Origin of the sequence: Streptomyces sp. AHU1, assembly GCF_045343905.1 — a bacterium.
In the GTDB taxonomy this organism is placed as follows: domain Bacteria; phylum Actinomycetota; class Actinomycetes; order Streptomycetales; family Streptomycetaceae; genus Streptomyces; species Streptomyces triticiradicis.
Genome location: NZ_CP174283.1, coordinates 6920616 through 6939322, shown reverse-complemented (window position 1 = coordinate 6939322; position 18707 = coordinate 6920616). Strand labels below are relative to the sequence as shown.

Annotated in this window: 13 protein-coding genes; 7 read left to right on the top strand and 6 right to left on the bottom strand. The window is 72.2% G+C overall.

Translation table 11 applies throughout. The features are described 5' to 3' along the window. Nucleotides 1-203: 203 nt before the first annotated feature. The 3 genes from rsgA to ACICHK_RS30770 all read right to left on the bottom strand — a co-directional run bounded on the left by rsgA (nucleotide 204) and on the right by ACICHK_RS30770 (nucleotide 4889). A complete protein-coding gene (gene rsgA / locus ACICHK_RS30780; RefSeq protein WP_406839419.1) occupies nucleotides 204-1319 on the bottom strand; it encodes a ribosome small subunit-dependent GTPase A in 1116 nt (371 codons plus the stop codon). 288 nt (nucleotides 1320-1607) lie between these two features. Continuing rightward, the gene (locus ACICHK_RS30775) at nucleotides 1608-3134 is read right to left on the bottom strand and encodes a cellulose binding domain-containing protein (protein WP_406839418.1); all 1527 of its coding nucleotides are present in this window, start codon (nucleotides 3132-3134) and stop codon (nucleotides 1608-1610) included. A gap of 432 nt (nucleotides 3135-3566) precedes the next feature. After that, complete coding sequence (locus ACICHK_RS30770; RefSeq protein ID WP_406839417.1) at nucleotides 3567-4889, bottom strand: radical SAM protein; 1323 nt, start codon at nucleotides 4887-4889, stop codon at nucleotides 3567-3569. Between the two features lie 162 nt (nucleotides 4890-5051). Between ACICHK_RS30770 and ACICHK_RS30765 the strand changes: the two genes are divergently transcribed. Beyond that, on the top strand, nucleotides 5052-5900 hold the full coding sequence (locus ACICHK_RS30765; RefSeq protein ID WP_406839416.1) for an alpha/beta fold hydrolase: 849 nt from the start codon (nucleotides 5052-5054) through the stop codon (nucleotides 5898-5900). A 124-nt stretch (nucleotides 5901-6024) separates the two neighbouring features. Here the strand turns inward: ACICHK_RS30765 and ACICHK_RS30760 are convergent, their stop codons facing one another. Continuing rightward, nucleotides 6025-7002 (bottom strand): hydroxyacid dehydrogenase, encoded by a 978-nt coding sequence (locus tag ACICHK_RS30760; RefSeq protein WP_406839415.1) that lies wholly within the window; start codon nucleotides 7000-7002, stop codon nucleotides 6025-6027. A gap of 231 nt (nucleotides 7003-7233) precedes the next feature. Here ACICHK_RS30760 and ACICHK_RS30755 point away from each other — a divergent pair, with 231 nt between their 5' ends. From ACICHK_RS30755 to ACICHK_RS30730, 6 genes are all read left to right on the top strand, one after another. Beyond that, a complete protein-coding gene (locus tag ACICHK_RS30755) occupies nucleotides 7234-8484 on the top strand; it encodes an FAD-binding protein (protein ID WP_406839414.1) in 1251 nt (416 codons plus the stop codon). A gap of 115 nt (nucleotides 8485-8599) precedes the next feature. Then, nucleotides 8600-9844, top strand: a complete 1245-nt coding sequence (locus ACICHK_RS30750) for an ROK family transcriptional regulator (protein WP_406839413.1) — start codon at nucleotides 8600-8602, stop codon at nucleotides 9842-9844. Between the two features lie 270 nt (nucleotides 9845-10114). Continuing rightward, entirely contained in the window at nucleotides 10115-11377 is a 1263-nt protein-coding gene (locus ACICHK_RS30745) for an ABC transporter substrate-binding protein (RefSeq protein ID WP_406839412.1), read from the top strand. A gap of 20 nt (nucleotides 11378-11397) precedes the next feature. Then, nucleotides 11398-12363, top strand: a complete 966-nt coding sequence (locus ACICHK_RS30740; RefSeq protein ID WP_406839411.1) for a carbohydrate ABC transporter permease — start codon at nucleotides 11398-11400, stop codon at nucleotides 12361-12363. Next, nucleotides 12360-13253 carry a carbohydrate ABC transporter permease gene (locus tag ACICHK_RS30735; protein ID WP_406839410.1) on the top strand — a complete coding sequence of 298 codons (894 nt, stop codon included), beginning with the start codon at nucleotides 12360-12362 and terminating at the stop codon, nucleotides 13251-13253. The genes ACICHK_RS30740 and ACICHK_RS30735 overlap by 4 nt, the downstream gene beginning before the upstream one ends. 12 nt (nucleotides 13254-13265) lie before the next feature. Beyond that, nucleotides 13266-16196 (top strand): glycoside hydrolase family 2 TIM barrel-domain containing protein, encoded by a 2931-nt coding sequence (locus ACICHK_RS30730; RefSeq protein ID WP_406839409.1) that lies wholly within the window; start codon nucleotides 13266-13268, stop codon nucleotides 16194-16196. Nucleotides 16197-16251: 55 nt separating this feature from the next. Here ACICHK_RS30730 and ACICHK_RS30725 read toward each other — a convergent pair whose 3' ends face one another. Both ACICHK_RS30725 and ACICHK_RS30720 read right to left on the bottom strand, forming a co-directional pair. Further along, nucleotides 16252-16944, bottom strand: a complete 693-nt coding sequence (locus tag ACICHK_RS30725) for a hypothetical protein (protein WP_406839408.1) — start codon at nucleotides 16942-16944, stop codon at nucleotides 16252-16254. Further along, the gene (locus ACICHK_RS30720) at nucleotides 16941-18641 is read right to left on the bottom strand and encodes a PHP domain-containing protein (protein ID WP_406839407.1); all 1701 of its coding nucleotides are present in this window, start codon (nucleotides 18639-18641) and stop codon (nucleotides 16941-16943) included. The genes ACICHK_RS30725 and ACICHK_RS30720 overlap by 4 nt, the downstream gene beginning before the upstream one ends. Nucleotides 18642-18707: the final 66 nt, after the last annotated feature.

The window sequence follows — 18707 nt, the reverse complement described above, 5'->3', positions numbered from 1 at the left end:
GGAGCTGGGACGAGGCGGGGGGCGGAGCCGGGTCAGGGCCCGGCGGACCGGGCGGAACCAGGACAAGCCCGGGGCGGAACCCGGCGGACCGGGCGGAGCCGAGGTCGGGCCCGGCGGGGCGGGCGGAGCCGAGGTCGGGTCCGACGGGGCGGGGCGGAGGGCACGGGAATCCGCGTCCTCCGCGCCGCCCGCCCCGGTCCCGGCTACCAGCGCCCGCGCTTGGCCTCCATGGCGGCGCGGCCCTCGGCCCCCTTGCGCTTCCAGTCACGGCGGATCTCGGCGCGCACCCGCGCGTCCGTCTTGGCGACGATCCGCTGGTTCTCGCGGAGCAGCTTGCGGTAGCTCTCCAGCCGCCGTTCCGGCAGCTCGCCGGAGTCGACGGCCGCCAACACCGCGCATCCGGGCTCGGCGACATGGGCGCAGTCCTGGAAGCGGCAGTCGGCGGCGAACTCCTCGATCTCGGAGAACACCTGCCCGACCCCGCTCTCGGCGTCCCACAGTCCGACCCCGCGCAGCCCCGGGGTGTCGATGAGGACACCGCCGCCCGGCAGCACGAGCAGATTGCGGGTCGTCGTGGTGTGCCGGCCCTTGCCGTCCATGTCACGGGTGGCCTGCACGTCCATGACGTCCATGCCCAGCAGCGCGTTGGCCAGGGTCGACTTGCCGGCGCCGGACTGCCCGAGCAGTACGGCCGTGCCGTCGGCGAGCACGGCTTCCAGGACGTCGAGCCCTTCGCCCGTCTCGGAGCTGACGGCGAGCACGGGCACCCCGGGCGCGGTGGTCTCCACGTCCTGGACGAGGTGCGCGAGGGTCGCCGCCTCCGGGACCAGGTCGGCCTTGGTGAGGACGACCACGGGCTGCGCGCCCGACTCCCAGGCCAGCGCGAGGAACCGCTCGACGCGGCCCAGGTCGAGTTCGACGGCGAGCGAGACGGCCACGACGGCGTGGTCGACGTTGGCCGCGAGGATCTGCCCCTCGGACCGCTTGGAGGAGGTGGAACGCACGAAGGCCGTGCGGCGCGGCAGATACGCCTTCACGTAACGCGGGGTGCCGGCCGGTTCGACGGCGACCCAGTCGCCGGTGCACACGACGCGCATCGGGTCGTGCGGGGTCACGAAGGCGGTGTCGGCGCGGATGACGCCGTCGGCGGTGGCGACGTCGCACTGACCGCGGTCGACGCGGATCACGCGTCCGGCGACGAGCCCCTCGGCGTCGTAGGGGACGAACTCGTCCGCCCAGGCGTCGTCCCAGCCGTACGGAGCGAGCGGGGAGAGTCCGAGAGAGGCGGACGGGGTGGAAAAAGCGGAGCTGGAAGTCAAGGGAGACCCTTCACAAGGGCGGCCCCGGCGACGCGCACTGCGGCGCGAAGAAGAAGAGGAAGGTCAGCCGGCGGCCACGGAGGTGGACTTGATGAACTTCTGGATGCGGGCAGCGCCCGTCGCAAAGACAGCCATCGGTCACACCTCCTGGATCTCGCTCGAAGCCGATGCCTCGAAGCCGACGCGTGAACTGTATCCGGGACCCCGTCGGGCCCGTCAACCGAATTAAAGGTCCGGCCCCCGTCCGGCCCCGTCGAGGCCGGACGGGGGCCGGCGGGACCCGCGGGCTCAGTGAGCCGTCGTGCAGCGTCCGCCGTTGAGGGTGAAGGCGTCCGGGGACGTGTTCCCGTCGTGCCAGGTGCCGAGGAAGCCGACGGCGAAGGAGCCTCCCGCGGCGACCGACTTGTTGTAGTCCTTGGCGTCGGCGGTCACCCGGGATCCGTCCTGGGCGACGGTGCCGTCCCACATCTGCGTGACCCGCTGGCCGTCGTCGAAGGCCCAGCCGATCCGCCAGGAGTCGAGGGCCTTGGCGGACGTGACCGTGACGCTGGCCTGGAAGCCGTCCGTCCACTGGTCGACGACGGCGTACTTCACCTCGCAGGACGCGGGCTCCTCCGTGGAGCCGGAAGGTTTCGTGGAGCCCTTGGAGCCCTTGGAGCCCTTGGAGCCCGGGGCCTTGCTGGTGGCACGGGCCGGGGACGAGGGCGTGCCCTGGGGTTCGGGGTCGGACTTCGAGCCCGTGTCGACGCCGGTGGCCACGGGGCCGGGCGAGACGAGCGAGCCCTCGACGCGGGTGGTCGCCGCCGGGGACGACACTGCGGGGTCGGCCACCGGCCGGCGGTCGGCGGCGTTCCCGCGCGCGGAGACGCCGCGGTCGTCCCCGGTGCCGAAGGGCATCAGGGAGACGGTGAGGGCGAGGCCGGAGACGATGACGGCGGCGACCAGCAGTCCGGTGCGGCCGATCCGGGGCGCGGCCTCCTTGATCTCGGCGAGTCCGGTGTCCGCGGCCGCGTCCGTACGCCCGCCGGACAGCCCCGCCTCGGCGGCGCGGCGCCTGCGTTCCAGATAGGCGAGGCCGCCCCAGCCGATCACTCCGCCCGCGAGCGCCGCGGGCAGCCCGCCGCCGTGCAGCCGCAGACAGGCCGCGGCCTCCGCGCACTCCACGCACCTGGCGAGGTGCCGCGAGAGGTCCTCGGGCGTCTCGGCGCCCGGCGAGCGGGTGACCGCGTCGAGCAGCCGGGCGTAGCTGCGGCAGTCCGCGTCCATCGGCGTGTCGAGGTGGTTGCGGTGGCACCGGTCCCTGAACAGCGTCCGCACCTGGCCGAGTTCCTCGGCGGCCGCCACCGGGTCGAGGCCGAGCCGCCGGGCCACCGCGGGCAGCGGGAGCGCCTCCACCTCGACCAGCCACAACAGGGCCGCGTCGGGTTCCTGCAGATCCTTCAGGCCGCGCAGTGCGACCGGGCGGTGCAGCGGGGGCCCGGTGTAGCGGGCGGCCTTCTCGGAGTTGAGCCACAGCCTGAGGTCCGGGTCCAGCCGGTGTCCCTGGCCGTGCGCCTCCCAGGCGGCGGCGGTGGTCCGGACGGAGTTCAGCAGCAGGGGTATCCGGGGCAGTTGGGGGTTCCTGCGGCCGGTATTCTTCGTGCGGGCCGTGGTCGAGCGCGCCTCATGGATGCCATGGGTGAACGCCTCGGTGGCCAGCTGGGTGGCCGCGGCGGAGCCGGACGTGCACAGGTCGGCGTACGACAGGACCGCGTCCCAGCATTCCGAGAACAGTGCGGCCTCGGCGGCGTTCTGGGGGGTCGGCAGGTCTGGCATGGGGGGCTCCTGCATCCACTGCTTCCATGTGCAACGTCACACAACGCCCAACTCGCCCGTTTTCAGAGGGAGTTGGGGGTTCTCTCAAACAACGGGCCAGAGCTTTTCACGCCTTCGACACAACTGACAAGCGGCGTAGTCACATCATGCGTTCGCGCGATCACGGAACGGGCCTCCGGGCCGTGGCGGTCCGGGTCCGGACACCCGGTCCCCGGGTCAGGGCTCTCGTCGCCCGGGCCAGGGATCCCGTCGCCCGAGCCGGGACTCCTGTGGCCAGAGTGTCGTACGGAAGGCGCACCGGAAGGGAACCGATCACTCCGACCTTCACAGGACCCGCCACTTCTCGGCGCGCGGCACCGGGGCACGACGCGCACGGCCCGGACGCCGACGTGGCGTCCGGGCCGTGCGGGTGGGCCGTGCGGGTGGGCCGGATCAGACCTGGGAGACCGGCTCCTGCGCGGGCAGGCTGTCCATGAAGGAGCTGACGGAGAAGACCGCGCGGCCGGGACCGGGCTCGCCGTACCCGGGCGGCGACTTGAGCCCGAAGTCGTCCATCGTGGCGCGGTAGGCCTCCAGCAGACGGATGTGGTACTCCAGCGGCGCGCCCTGGGGGTTCGCCTTGCCCAGCGGGGTGGTCGGCTCGGGGCACCAGGTGGTGAAGCGGGGCGTGATGCCGTGCGACATGAAGAACCGCAGGCCCTCGGTCGTCGACGCGATCGCCTCGTCGACGCTGGTGAAGCCGAAGGGCTCGGCCATCTCCACGCCCGCGACGAAGTTCGGGATCACGTTGCGGGCGCCGAAGATCTCGGCGGAGTCGAGGATGCGCTTGTGCCACTCGTCCCGGCCGACGTAGCGCTCCTTGCCGGGGCAGTACAGCTCGAACAGCCGGCGGTCCCACACCTCGTAGTTCGGGTGGTAGATCTGCACGCCGTAGTCCTTGAACCGCTGCACGTCGTCGCGCGGCAGCGCCTGGGCCACCACCTTGCCGATCCAGCGGCCGGGGAACCTCTCCTCGATGGCCTTGGCGTAGTGGCCGTAGAAGTCGGCCTCGTCACGTCCGGCGACCGTCTTGGTGATCGCGCCGCCGGTGAGCGTGTACGCCGTCGACGCCTTCGCGGTGTCGTACCGGTCGATGATCTCCAGGGCCTCCAGGACCTCCTCGACGTCCTTGACCCCGGTGTAGGGGCGGCCCGCCGCCTTGTGCTGGCGCCAGTTGTGGTTGATGTCGCAGTACTGGCACTCCTCCTTGGCGCCGAAGTACTGGCAGACCCGGAAGACGGTGAGGTAGATCAGATAGCCCCACTGGATCGTCGGGGCCACCTCCATCACGGACTTCCCGTTCGAGAGGGTGTGCCGGTAGTACTCGGGCATCGGCGGCACCCCGACGTCGGAGATCCGCTTCCCGTCGAGGTAGAGCCCGAGGACGCCCTCGTCGTCGGCGGCGACGCGGTACGGCGAGGCGGGATTGACGCGCACGGACACGACGGTGCGCCGCAGCCCGTACGGGCCGCCGGTGAGGATGATCTCCTCGGGCGGGCGCCGGAGCGCGGCCTCGCCCAGCTCGGGCAGGGTGCCGTGGTCGAAGGAGAAGATGAAGTACGACTTCGGTTTGACCTCGCCGCCCTCGTTGTCGCTGAGGGCGGACGCGTCGAAGGCCACGCCCCCGCGGAGCAGGTCCTCCTTGATGACGGCTTCCCGCGGCACGTGCGGGAACCGCTCCATCAGATCCTCGACCAGCGCGGTGCGGCTGCCCATCCCGTTCTCCTCGCTCCCGACCTGCTTCGTCTGTCGTGTTCGACTCCTCACGGTATGCCCCCGCCCGGACATCGGCCCTGCCGGGTCCCCCGTGCCGCCCGGGACCGCCGCGGCACGGGATCTCGCTTGCTCCGTCCGGGCGCCGCTGCGAGAGTCGCCACCATGTCTTCCTTCACCGCGTACGACGGGACCGAGCTGGCCTTCGGCACCTCCGGGGACGGCCCGCCCCTGGTGTGTCTGCCCGGCGGACCGATGCAGGACCGCGCGTACCTCGGGAACCTGGGCGGGCTGTCCGCGCACCGGCGGCTGATCATGGCGGACCCGCGCGGGACCGGCGGGTCGGCGGTCCCGGCGGACCCCGCCTCGTACCGCTGCGACCGGCAGGTCGACGACGTCGAGGCCCTGCGCGAGCACCTCGGCCTCGACCGGATGGACCTGCTCGCGCACTCCGCCGGGACGAATCTCGCCGTGCTCTACGCGCAGCGCCACCCGGAGCGCGTCGGGCGCCTCGCGCTGATCACGCCGAGCGTCTTCGCCCTCGGGATCGAGATCACTCCGGAGGTCAGGCGGGAGACGGCGCTGCTCCGCAAGGACGAGCCGTGGTTCCCCGAGGCGTTCGCGGCGCTCGAGGCGCTTGTCGCCGGAAAGGGGGACGCCGACTCGTTCCGCGCCATCGCCCCTTTCTGGTACGGCCGTTGGGACGAGGCCGCGCGGGCGCACCGGGACGCGGAGGACGGGCACAAGAACCACGAGGCCGCGGCCCGCTTCTCCGACGGCGCCTTCGACCCGGACGCCACCCGGGTGGCGCTGGCCCGCCTGGCGTCCCCGGTGCTGGTGCTCGCCGGGGAGGTCGACCTGAACTCCCCGCCCCCGGCGACGGCCCGGGTCGCCGCCCTGTTCCCGGGCGCCGAGCTGGTCGTCCAGCCCGGGGCCGGGCACTTCCCGTGGCTCGACGATCCGGCGCGGTTCGTGGCGGCGACGGAGGCGTTCCTGGCCCGGCCCGTCGACTGAAGGACCGGCCCGTCGGCTGAAGGCCCGGCCCGGCCCCGGTCCCAGGCGCCCGATTCGCCTGCCGGCCCGGCCCGCCCGCTGCCGGCCGGGCCGTCCGGGCCTCCGGGCCGTCCGGAGCGGGTCGTCAGGCGGTCCGTTCCAGGTCCTCCGGGCCGATCCGGAATTCCGGCGCCCTCCCGGACAGCAGGCGCTCGGCCTCCTGGAGCACGGTCAGGCCGAGGCGGGCCACCTCGTTGCCCTGCGATCCGGCCAGGTGGGGGGTGACGAAGGCGTTCGGGAGGTCGTGCAGCGGGGAGTCGGCGGGCAGCGGCTCGGGGTCGGTGACGTCCAGGATCGCGCTGACGTGCCCGGCGCGCAGCGCCTCGATCAGGGCGTCGTGGTCGACCAGGGAGCCGCGGGCGGTGTTGACGAGGACCGATCCGGCGGGCATCAGCGCGAGTTCGCGGCGGCCGATCAGGTGCCGGGTCTCCGGGGTCCCCGGGGCGTGGACCGTGACGACGTCGCTGCCGGCGAGCAGTTCGTCGAGCGGCAGCAGGGGAACGCCGAGGGCCGCCGCCCCGGCCCGGTCCACGTAGGGGTCGGCGAGGCTCACCGACAGGTCGAAGGGGCGGAGCAGTTCGATGAGGCGCCTGCCGATGCGCGAGGCGCCCACGACGCCGACCCGGCGGCCGAAGTTGCCGATGCCGGGGAGGATCTCGCCGTAGGGGAAGGCCCGTTCGGCGCGCAGGCGTTCCCGGTGCGCGAAGACGTCCTTGCCCGCGAGCAGGATCATGGCGAGCGTGTACTCGGCGACGGGCAGCGCGTTCGCGGCGGCGGCCGAGGAGACGACGATGCCGCGCTCCCACACCGCCGGCGTCGTGAAGCCCTTCACCGAACCGGCGGCGTGCAGGACGGCCCGCAGCTTCGGGGCCGCGTCGAGCGCGGCCGCGTCGAGCACGGGGCACCCCCAGCCGGTGATCAGGATCTCGGTGTCCGCGAGGCGGGCTCGGACCCGCGGGCCGGTGAGGTCGCCCGCCACGAACGAGGGATCGACGTCCACCAGCTCGCGCAGCCGGGCGAGGATGTCCGGCGGGAAGATCCGCGGCACGTTCTCGGCGGTCATGGCGAACATCGCCACGGGACGCCCGGACGGTCTCACCACGGGACGCTCGGGCAAGGACGTGGCCTTCCGCTTCGGGGACACCGGCGACAGCAACCGCTCTCTACGCTAGGCCGGGCCACGTGGGAGGGTCAACGGAGCGGGTCTGCCACCCGGTCGGACCGGCGGGGTACGTTCCCCGGGTGGCCGGCGCACCGGCCACGTACGACGACTCCCCGGGGAGGGACGACAGGGATGACTCGGACCCTGACCAACTGGGCCGGCAACATCACGTACACGGCCGGGGAACTGCACCGGCCCTCCTCGCTCGACGCGCTGCGCGCCCTGGTCGCGGGCGGCTCCCGGGTCCGGGTGCTGGGCAGCGGGCACTCGTTCAACGAGATCGCCGAACCGGGCCCCGGCGGCGTCCTGCTGTCGCTGACCGGGCTGCCGCCCTCGGTGGACGTCGACACGGCGGCCCGTACGGTACGGGTCTCGGGCGGTGTCCGGTACGCCGAGCTCGCCCGCCGGGTGCACGAGCACGGACTCGCGCTGCACAACATGGCCTCGCTCCCGCACATCTCGGTCGCGGGATCGGTCGCCACCGGCACCCACGGGTCCGGGGTGACGAACGGGTCGCTCGCCGCCGCCGTGCGCGAGGTCGAACTGGTCACGGCGGACGGCTCCACCCTGGTGATCGGCCGGGGCGAGGAGCGGTTCGGCGGTGCCGTGACCTCGCTGGGCGCGCTCGGTGTGGTCACCGCGCTCACCCTCGACCTGGAACCGGACTTCGGGGTGAGCCAGCACGTCTTCACCGAACTCCCTCTGGAAGGGCTCGACTTCGAGGCGGTCGCGGCGTCCGCGTACAGCGTGAGCCTGTTCACCGACTGGGGCCGGCCCGGCTTCCGCCAGGTGTGGCTCAAGCGGCGCACGGACCGGCCGTCGCCCGACTTCCCGTGGGCGGAGCCCGCGACCGAGGCCATGCATCCGGTGCCGGGCATGCCCGCCCGCAACTGCACCGAGCAACTGGGGGTCCCCGGCCCCTGGCACGAGCGACTGCCGCACTTCCGGGCCGAGTTCACCCCGAGCAGCGGGGCCGAACTGCAGTCGGAGTACCTGCTGGCGCGCTCGGACGCCATGGCGACGCTGCACGCCCTGGACGCGATCCGCGCGGCGATCGCGCCGGTGCTGCAGATCTGCGAGGTGCGGACCGTGGCCGCCGACGACCAGTGGCTGAGTCCGGCGTACGGCCGGGACACCGTGGCGGTGCACTTCACCTGGATCGAGAACACCGGGGCCGTACTGCCGGTGGTGCGGCAGGTCGAGCGGGCGCTGGAGCCGTTCGGACCACGGCCGCACTGGGGCAAGGTGTTCACCGTCCCGCCAAAGGCGCTGCGCGAACGGTCGCCGCGGCTGGACGCGTTCAGGGCGCTGGCCGAGGAGCTCGACCCGGCGGGGACCTTCGCCAACGCCTTCGTACGGGATTTCCTCGGCTCCCCGTCCTGACCTTCCTCCACCCCATTTCCTAACCCCTTGTCGAATGTCCCCGGCGAGCCATAGCCTGGCGCGGCGCCGGGCCGACGCGTCCGGCGGCCGGTGCCCGGGAGCGAGGGGGAGTCCCATGAGACGCGGTACGTCACGCGACATCCGCACCGCGAACCGGTACGAGGTACTGCGCCAGATCATCGCCGAGTCCCCCACCTCGCGGCAGGAGCTGGCGGCGGCGACCGGGCTGAGCCTGGCCACGGTCGCCACGCTCGTCGGCGAACTGCTCGACCTCGGGATGCTGACCGAGGTCGGGTTCGAGGACTCCGCGGGCGGCCGCCCGCGGGGGCTGGTGGCGGTCGACGCGGCCGGGGGCGCCCTCATCGGTGTCGACATCGCGGAGACGTACGTCCGGGCCGAGCTGTTCGACCTGGCGCTGAACGTGCTCGCCCGCGCCGACGAGGACATGCGCCCCGGCGAGAACAGCCCGGAGCAGGTGGTCGGGCACGTCACGGCCGCCGTCGGCTCGGTGGTCGCGCAGGCCGGGGTGGAGGGCGCCCGGGTCCTGGGCGTGGGCGTCAGCGTCCCCGGGCAGGTCGACCGCGACACCGGGGTCGCGGAGTACGCGCCCAACTGGGACTGGCACGACGTGCCGTTGCTCGATCTGCTCGCGGAGCACATCGCCTACCCGCTCCACCTCGACAACCCGCTGCGCGCCTGCGCGGTCGCCGAGCTGTGGTTCGGCGCGGCCCGCGGCCGCGGCGACGCCGTCGTGGTCAATCTGGGCACGGGCGTGGGCGCCGGTCTCGCGCTCGGCGGCGGACTGCACCGGGGGGTCAGCAACAGCGCGGGCGAGTGGGGCCACACCACCCTCGTGCTGGACGGACGGCCGTGCCACTGCGGCAATCACGGCTGCGTGGAGACGTACGTCGGGGCTCCCGGGATCATGCTGAACCTGCGGGAGGCGAGCCCCGGGAGCACCCTGTTGCACCCGGAGGACCAGACCGCGACCATCGACGCCCTCGCCTCGGGCGTCGCCGCGGGGGACCCGGTGGCCGTCGAGGTCGTGCGCGACACCGCCCGTTACCTCGGCGCCGGGATCTCCGACCTGGTCAACCTGCTCAACCCCGAGGTGGTCGTGCTGAGCAGCTGGGTCGCGGCCGCGCTCGGGGAACCGCTGCTGCGCGAGGTGCGCGAGGCCGTGGCCCGGCACGCGCTGCGGCGTCCGCTCGCGGCCACCGAGATCGTCCTCTCCCCCATCCCGACCGACCCGGTCTGCCTGGGCGCGGCCACGTTCGCCCTCGAAGGGGCGCTCCGGTCGGTCGGCCGGCGGCCGGCCGGGCGGACCGCCGCCAGGAGCCGCACAGCGCCTTCGGCGTGAGGACGGCATCGGCCCCGACGGCCCGGTTCGGCACAAGTGCCGCTTCATTCATGTGAGTTGACGGCCGTGACGTGCCGCACCGGTTGATTCCGGCCCGCGCCGTCCGGTATCCCGAACCCCCGGCAACGCTTCGCACCGACTTCGTCCAACCCCTTGCCGAAGGATTGTCGGAAGGTTAACGTCCCGCACCGCACGGCGAATTCGGCCCGCGGCCGCACGCAACCAGCATGCACAGCGCACTCGAACCGCCCACAAGACAAGGACGTCACCATGTCGGCATTGAGCAGCAACTGGGACCGTCGATCCGTACTGCGGGCCGCCGCCGGCCTCGCCGCCCTCGGGCCGCTGGCCGCCTGCGGAAGCAACAACGGGCGTTCCGGTGGCGGGAGTTCGGGCAAGGAGTTGGTCCAGTACTTCCACGCCTACGGGGAGGCGGGCACCGAGCAGGCCATCAAGCGGTACGCGAAGGCCTACGACAAGGCCGAGGTGACCACGCAGTGGATCACCGGCAGCGACTTCGAGAGCAAGCTGTTCGCCTCGCTGCTCACGAAGAACGCGCCCGACGTCTTCGAGTTCCACCCGCAGATCCAGCTCGTCAAGAGCGGTCAGGTGGCGGACCTGAGCGACATCGTCGATCCGGTCAAGGACGACTTCAACCCGGCCGACATCGCCTCGCACACGGTCGACGGGAAGATCTACGGCGTCCGCATGATCGACGACCCGCAGTTCTTCTTCTACCGGCCCTCCCTGCTGGAGAAGGCCGGCGTCGAGGTGCCGACCACGCTCGACGAACTCGTGGAGGCCGCGGGGAAGTTGACGACCGACAAGGTCAAGGGCCTGTTCATCGGAAACGACCTGCACGCGGTCATCAACCCGATGATCTGGTCCGCGGGCGCCGACACCCTCGACGAGAAGAACCGGATCGCGTACCACACCGAGGGGGTCAAGGAGGGGTTGAAGAAGATGCGGGGCCTGTTCACCAGCGGCCATCTGCTCCTCGACGCCCCGGCCGACTACTGGGACCCGTCGGCGATCGACCAGGGCCTGTGCGCCATCCAGTTCTGCGGGATGTGGGCGATGCCGCAGATGCAGAAGGCGCTCGGCGACGACATCGGCGTGTTCCCTTTCCCGAAGGTCACCGACTCCGGCGAGCCGTCCGTCTACAACGGCGGCTGGTCGATGTTCGTCAACGCCAAGGGGAAGAACGTCGACCTGGCCAAGGAGTACGTGAAGTGGCTGTGGATCGACCGGAAGAAGTACCAGGAGGACTGGTCGCTGTCGTACGGCTTCCACATCCCGCCGCGTTCCTCGCTCGCCGCGTCCGCCGGCAAGCTCAAGTCGGGGCTGCCCGCCGAAGGCGTCAAGCTCTTCGGTGAGTACGGGCACTTCGACAACATCGGCTGGACCCAGTCCATGATCACCGCGCTCGAGGACGTCTTCGCCGACTGCGTCCGCAAGGACGGGGACCCGGAGGCCGCGCTCGACAAGGCGGACGTGACCGTGAACCGCGAGCTCAAGAAGCTGTTCGGATAGGCCGGCGGACGGACCCCGGCATGTCGACCTCCACCACGCACGATGTCCCCCGCTCCGCCCCCGCCGAGCTCGCCGAGGCCCGGCCGCGACGGTTCCGGCGGGGCGGGAACACCCTCAACTTCTGGCTCTTCACCGGCCCCTTCCTCATCGGCCTGATCGTCTTCGTGTACGTGCCGATCGGCTGGAGCCTGTGGCTGAGCTTCTTCGAGGCACGCTTCACCGTCACCCCCGACAAGTTCGTCGGCCTCGACAACTACCGGCAGATGCTGGAGAACGGCAAGTTCACCGGCTCGCTGGTGACGTTCACCGTCTTCGCCGCCCTCATCGTGCCGCTGACCTGGGCGCTCTCCCTCGGTCTCGCGCTGCTGGTGAACCGGCTGCGGTTCATGCGGGCGTTCTTCCGGTCGGTGTTCTTCCTGCCGACCGCCTGCAGTTACGTCGCCGCCTCGCTGATCTGGAAGATGTCCGTCTTCAGCGGAGTGCGCTTCGGGCTGATGAACACCGTCCTCGGCTGGTTCGGGGCCGAGAACATCGCCTGGCTGGCCGACCCCGACCCGCCCTGGTACTGGCTGGTCGTCGTGACCGCGCGGCTCTGGCTCCAGGCCGGCTTCTACATGATCCTCTTCCTGGCCGCCCTGCAGAACATCCCGCCCGAGCTCTACGAGGCCGCCGCGATCGACGGTGCCGGGCCCGGCTGGCAGTCCTTCCGCCACATCACCCTGCCGCAGCTGCGCGCCACCTCGACGGCCGTGATCCTGCTGCTCCTCGTGGCCGCCTACCAGGCCTTCGACGAGTTCTTCAACCTGCTCTCGAAGACCACCTGGGGCCGCCCGCCGCTCGTCGAGCTGTACTACACGGCGCTCGGCCAGGCGCAGGACTACGGCGCGGGCAGCGCGGGCGCGGTCATCCTCACGCTGCTCATCTGCACGGTGACCCTGCTCCAGGGCAGGTTCATGGGATTCGGACGCGGGGAGGACGCCGGATGACCGCCGCCACCAAGGGCCGGGGAACCCGCGCCGCCGCGCCGGGAGGACGCCGGCGGAACGGCCGCGGCGGTGCCCCCGGCAGTACGGGCCTGTACGTCGCCACCGGGGTCGCCGGTCTGCTGTTCCTGGTCCCCTTCTATCTGCTCGTGCGCAACGCCCTGTCGACCGACGCCGAGATCACCGGCGAGAACTGGCAGTTCTTCCCCACCGATCTCCAGTGGGGCAACATCGCGGAGCTGTTCGACGACCCCACCGTCCCCTTCGCCCGCTCCCTGTGGAACTCCGCCGTCGTCGGGGTGCTGCACACCCTCGGCACCCTGCTGGTCTGCTCGCTCGCCGGCTACGGCCTCGCGCGGATCCCGTACCGGCACGCCGACAAGGTCTTCTACGCGGTGCTGGTCACCCTGATGGTCCCCTCCGCCGTGACCTTCGTGCCGAGCTTCGTGCTCGTGTCCTCGCTCGGCTGGGTGGACAGTCTTCGCGGTCTCATCATTCCGGGGCTTTTCAGCGGTTTCACGTGCTTCCTCTTCCGGCAGTACTTCTTGGGGTTCCCGAAGGAACTGGAGGAGGCGGCGCGCATGGACGGGCTCGGCCACTGGGGCGCGTACTGGCGCATCGTCGTGCCCAACTCCCTCAACTTCTTCGCCGCGATCGGGACCATCACGTTCATCAGCGGCTGGAACGCCTTCCTGTGGCCGCTGGTCATCGGCCAGGACCCCGACGCCTGGACGGTCCAGGTGGCGCTGTCCTCGTACATGACGAACCAGACCGTCAACTTCCATCTGATCTTCATGGCCACGGCCATTTCCATCCTGCCCCTGGTGTTCGTGTTCCTCTTCCTCCAGCGCTGGCTGGTCCAGGGAATCGCGCAGACCGGCATCAAGGGCTGAACTAGGAGACGCATGTCTTTCCGCACCTCTCCCGGAACACCGGCCTCTCCCCCTTCCCCCGCCGACCACGTCGAGGACGTCTCCCCCGGCGGCGGCGTCCTTCCGCCCCGCGCCTGGTACGCGGTCTCCGACGCCCGGTCCCTCTCCCTGAACGGCCGCTGGGACTTCCGGCTCTCGCCCACCGCCGACGCCGAGGACGACTCCTTCGCGGCCGAGGGGTACGAACCCGGGGGCTGGGCCGAGGTCCAGGTCCCCGGCCACTGGGTGCTGCAGGGCCACGGATCGCCGTCCTACACCAACCACCTCTATCCGTTCCCGGTCGACCCGCCGCGCGTACCGGCCGAGAACCCGACCGGCGACCACCTGCGCCGCTTCGAGCTGCCGCCGGACTGGCCCGCGGACGGCGGTACGGTCCTGCGCTTCGACGGGGTCGAGTCCTGCGCCCGGGTCTGGCTGAACGGCACGGACCTCGGCACGTTCCAGGGCTCGCGGCTGCCGCACGAGTTCGCCGTGGGCCATCTGCTGAGGCCGGGCGGCAACGTGCTCGCGGTCCGGGTGCACCAGTGGTCGGCGGGCTCCTACCTGGAGGACCAGGACCAGTGGTGGCTGCCGGGCATCTTCCGCGACGTCACCCTGCTGCACCGGCCGCCGGGCAGCGCGCTCGACTTCTTCGTGCACGCCTCGTACGACCACCGGGAGGGCCTCGGCACCCTGCGCGTCGACTCCGACGTCGACGGACGGGTCCTCGTCCCCGGCCTGGACATCGATGTCGCGACCGGGACACCGGTGACGCTGCCGGTGCTGCCGTGGACGGCCGAGACGCCCCTGCTCTACGACGGCGAACTGGTCACCGAGGGCGAGCGCGTCCCCCTGCGCATCGGCTTCCGCACGGTCGAGCTCCACGACGGCCTGATCAAGGTGAACGGGACGGCCGTCCTCTTCAAAGGCGTCAACCGGCACGAATGGCATCCGCGCAAGGGCCGCGCCCTCGACCCGGAGACCATGCTCGCGGACGTGCTGCTGATGAAGCGGCACAACATCAACGCCGTGCGCACCTCCCACTACCCGCCCCACCCCGCCTTCCTCGACCTGTGCGACACCTACGGCCTGTGGGTCGTCGACGAGTGCGACCTGGAGACCCACGGCTTCACCGAACAGGCCTGGCGGGACAACCCCGCCGACGACCCCCACTGGACACCCGCGCTGCTCGACCGGGCCGCGCGCACGGTCGAACGCGACAAGAACCATCCGTCCGTCGTCCTGTGGTCCCTCGGCAACGAGGCCGGCACCGGGCGCGGCCTGACCGCGATGGCCGAGTGGATCCGCGCCCGCGACACCTCACGGCTCATCCACTACGAGGGCGACCACGACTGCCGTGACACGGACGTCTATTCACGCATGTACACCGATCACGCCGAGGTCGAACGGATCGGCCGGCACCAGGACGGCGGAGGACTGAAGAGGCGTCGACTGCCGTTCATCCTGTGCGAGTACGGGCACGCCATGGGCAACGGCCCCGGCGGCCTCGCCGACTACCAGCGCCTGTTCACCTCGTACGACCGGCTGCAGGGCGGGTTCGTCTGGGAGTGGATCGACCACGGCATCGAGGACGAGCGCCACGGGTTCGCGTACGGAGGGGACTTCGGCGAGGAACTGCACGACGGGAACTTCGTCTGCGACGGGCTCCTCCTCCCGGACCGGACGCCGTCCCCCGGTCTCGTCGAGTACAAGAAGGTGATCGAGCCCGTCCGCATCGACGGCGGGGACTCCTTCTCCCCGCCCGGTGAGCGCCGGGAGGCCGCCAACTGGGACGGCACCGTGCGCGTCACCAACGGGTACGACTTCGCGGACCTCTCCCACCTGGCCTTCGAGTGGTCGTACCAGGTGGACGGCGAAAACGTCGGGTCGGGCCCGCTCGCGGTGCCCGCGCTGGCGCCGGGCGGGACGGCCGACGTCAAACTGCCCGCACCGCCCGTGGACCCCGGGGACGCGGGAGCCCGGTGGACGGTCCGGGCGGTGCTGGCCGACGACACGGCCTGGGCACCGCGCGGCCATGTCGTCGCCTGGGCCCAACTCCCCGTGGCGGAACCGGTGCCGCCGTCCGTCACGGCCTCCGCGCCTCCGGTCACCGGCGAGCGGGTGATCACCCTCGGGCCGGGAACCTTCGACGCCCGCACCGGTGTGCTGCTGGCCGTCGGCGGGGTCGAGGTCACCGGCCCGCGCCTCGACGTGTGGCGCGCCCCGACCGACAACGACAACGGCGCGCACTGGCAGTCGGACGCCCGGCACGGTCCGCTCTGGCGGGCGCTGGGCCTGCACCGGATGCGGCACCGCCCGGACGCGGTGGAGGCGGGCGACGACTCCCTGACCGTACGCACCCGGGTGGCGCCCGCGGCCCGGGACGTGGGCCTGCGCACGGTGTACCGCTGGACCTCCGACGGCACGCGGCTGCGGCTGACCGTGTCCGTGACGCCGGAGGGCCGGTGGACGCTGCCCCTGCCCCGGCTCGGCGTCCGGCTCGGGCTCGCGGCCTCCGCCGACCGGGTGACCTGGCTCGGCGGCGGCCCCGGGGAGGGATACCCCGACACCGGATCGGCCTGTGCGTACGGGCGTTGGGAGTCGACGGTGGACGCCCTGCAGACGCCGTACGTGCGTCCGCAGGAGAACGGCGCCCGGCCCGGTGTCCACCGGGCCGAGATCGGCGGACTGCGGATCGAGGGCGACCCGGCCTTCTGGTTCACCGCGCGCCGCTGGACGACCGAGCAGTTGGACGCGGCGGAGCACCGGGCGGATCTGCGCCCCGGCGACACGGTCTGGGTCAACCTCGACCACGGCCAGCAGGGCATCGGTTCGCAGTCGTGCGGTCCCGGCGTCCTTCCGCGGTATCAGCTGTGGCCCGCTCCCGCGGAGTTCTCGTTCGTGTTCTCCGAGATCACGGACTGAGGCCCGCGTCCCGCGGTGCGGCCGGACGGCTCTCCCCAGCCGTCCGGCCGCACCGTCAGTGACCGGCGCAGCAGGGTGTCGGATCCGGCACCTCGAAGGGCACCAGGGTGCCCCCGGCGGCCGGCATCGCCGCGAGGACGAGACGGCCCTCGCGCCACTCCGGGCGCACGTGGTCGCGGGTGACCAGCTCCGCCTCCGAGGGGGCCCCTTCGGGCGAGCCGAGCACGGCGACCCGGTCCACCGCCGAGACCTCCAGCAGCCGCCCGACGGTCAGGATGCCGGTGACGGCGTCGGACCCCGGGTACAGGACGGCACGGCCGCCCGTGCGCGTCCCGTGCTCGGCGGCGGCGTGGGCGGCTCCGGCCGCGAGCTCGCCGGGCCCGTGCCGCTCCTCGCCGAAGGCGACACCCGGGAGGGTGCCGGACCCGGCGTCAGGACCGGCCCCCACCGCACCACCCTCGCCCTCGCCCTCGCCCTCACCGGCACCGGCACCGGCGCCGAGGACGGTGCCGGACGCACCGGAGGCGTTCTCCGTGAGCCGGCGCCACACCGCACGGGCCGCCCGCTCCGACGGCAGGGCGAAGGACAGCGCCGTGTGCGGCCGCCGCCCGTCCCGTACGTGGTGCGTGCAGCCCACCGCGTCCGCGTCCAGGCCGAGCTCCGCGGCGAGCACCCGCAGCAGGTGGTCGGCCTCCCGGAGGGTTCCCGTGTGACCGGTGTCGACTCCGACGACGTACCGCTCGGTCACGACGGGAGGACCCACACCGGGTTGGAGTAGAACCACAGGTCCTTCCACGGGTCGGCGTCGCCGACGACGTCCACGGCCGGACCCGCCGGGTCGACCGACGCGCCCCTGAGGCCGACGGCGGAACGGTTGCCGTCGGTGCCGCGCAGCCGGACGTACACCGGACGGTCGACGGCGCCGAGGTCGTAGGTGAGGCGGACCGTGCCGGAGGACTTGTTCACCTCGTAGGACTTGGCGACCCGCGCGGTGGGGGCGGTGAACGTGTCCCGGTCGGAGACCGCGCCCGTCACATCGCCCTGGATGACGTCGACACGCGCCAGCTTGGTCACGAAACCGGCCCAGTTGGGGCCGCCGGCCAGTCCGAGGTCCACGGTCAGGGTGACCCGGGTGCCCTTGCGCACGTGCAGCGCGCCGCCGAGGGTTGCCCAGCGGCCGCCGCCGGAGACCCGCGCGTCGAGACCGCTGATGAGCTGCCCGTGGTCGACCCAGATCCGGCCGGCGCGGATGCCGTCCATCACGGCGGCGTAGGAGAACCCGTCGGAGCCGACGTGGGTACGGCTGTACTGGCCGGGCCAGTAGTCGCCCTGGGTGGTGTCGATCTTCCCGCCGTAGACCGGGTCCGTGTGACGGCCGTTGAGGTTGAAGTCGCTGTCCGGTCCACCGCGTACGGCGGTGTCCGTGTAGACCTGGTGGGAGTCGGAGTTGGCGGTGATCCACCAGGGCTTGCCCTCGGCGAGGAGGCTGTCCCACAGGCCGCCGACGGTGGCGGTCATCCAGTCGAAGCCGCCCCAGGTGCGGTAGCTCTCCAGCGGGTAGCCGGCGAAGGAGTTGGCGCTCGGGCTGTTGTCGTACAGACCGCGCGCGGAGCCCATGCCGTACGTCTTCTCGATGCCGCCGGCCTGGTGGCCCGGGGCGCCCTCGAAACCGACGGCGATCCGGTGGGACGCGGGGGTCGCGTCGCGCCAGGCGCGGATCTCGTGCGGGGAGTCGAGGCCCTTGCGGGCGGGGTGGTTGGCCAGCATCAGGATGTCCTTGACGCGGCGCCGCCGGACCTGCTCGGCGAGGAAGTCGAGACCGGCGATCGCGAGGGCCTCGTTGGCGGGCGTCGAGTCGCCGGCGCCCTTGACGCTGCCGTCGTAGTCGGTCTCGAACTGCTTGAGGACGGCGACCTCGTTGCGGCCCGGGTGCACGAACACCGTGCCGTGCTCGGCGGCCGGGATGTTCCATTCGAGGCCCTGGAAGACGAGGGTGTCCTCGTAGGCGTCCCGGGCCTCCCGGATGTCCGGGTTGACCTTGTCGACGCCGATCCTCGCGTGGGTGTCGCTGCCGTGGTCGGTGATGACCATCCAGTCCAGGCCGTGCGCGGCGCCCTGGCGGACCTGGTCGCGGACGCGGTACTTGCCGTCGCTGCTGTACTGGGTGTGGATGTGGTGGTCGCCGGACAGCCACAGGAAGCCGTTCTTTCTCCGGCCGCCCGTGGAGGCGTACGCGGGGGTGGCAGCCCCCTGCGCGAGGACGCTCCCGGCGGCGAGGCCGGCGCCGAGCAGGCCCGCGCGGCGCAGCAGCGAGCGGCGCGACCGCTGCTCGGGGGTGAGGGCCTCGTCGGGCACGGTGGTGTCGAAGGCGGCGGGCAGCGCGGTGCCCGTGCCCTCGTCGCCGTGATGGTGGTGCCCGTGCTCGTGTCCGTGCGTGTGCCCCATGACCGCCTCCTGAGTCCAGCCCCGCCCCTGCGGGCGCGTCATGAGGAGATTCGGGGCGGAGCATGA

Bases quoted from the DNA above. Each gene is read 5' to 3' on its own strand.
- ACICHK_RS30720 (WP_406839407.1), bottom strand. From the start codon at position 18,641: ATGGGGCACACGCACGGACACGAGCACGGGCACCACCATCACGGCGAC.
- ACICHK_RS30750 (WP_406839413.1), top strand. From the start codon at position 8,600: ATGAGACGCGGTACGTCACGCGACATCCGCACCGCGAACCGGTACGAG.
- ACICHK_RS30755 (WP_406839414.1), top strand. From the start codon at position 7,234: ATGACTCGGACCCTGACCAACTGGGCCGGCAACATCACGTACACGGCC.
- ACICHK_RS30770 (WP_406839417.1), bottom strand. From the start codon at position 4,889: ATGGGCAGCCGCACCGCGCTGGTCGAGGATCTGATGGAGCGGTTCCCG.
- ACICHK_RS30760 (WP_406839415.1), bottom strand. From the start codon at position 7,002: ATGACCGCCGAGAACGTGCCGCGGATCTTCCCGCCGGACATCCTCGCC.
- ACICHK_RS30735 (WP_406839410.1), top strand. From the start codon at position 12,360: ATGACCGCCGCCACCAAGGGCCGGGGAACCCGCGCCGCCGCGCCGGGA.
- ACICHK_RS30765 (WP_406839416.1), top strand. From the start codon at position 5,052: ATGTCTTCCTTCACCGCGTACGACGGGACCGAGCTGGCCTTCGGCACC.
- ACICHK_RS30740 (WP_406839411.1), top strand. From the start codon at position 11,398: ATGTCGACCTCCACCACGCACGATGTCCCCCGCTCCGCCCCCGCCGAG.
- ACICHK_RS30775 (WP_406839418.1), bottom strand. From the start codon at position 3,134: ATGCCAGACCTGCCGACCCCCCAGAACGCCGCCGAGGCCGCACTGTTC.
- ACICHK_RS30745 (WP_406839412.1), top strand. From the start codon at position 10,115: ATGTCGGCATTGAGCAGCAACTGGGACCGTCGATCCGTACTGCGGGCC.
- ACICHK_RS30730 (WP_406839409.1), top strand. From the start codon at position 13,266: ATGTCTTTCCGCACCTCTCCCGGAACACCGGCCTCTCCCCCTTCCCCC.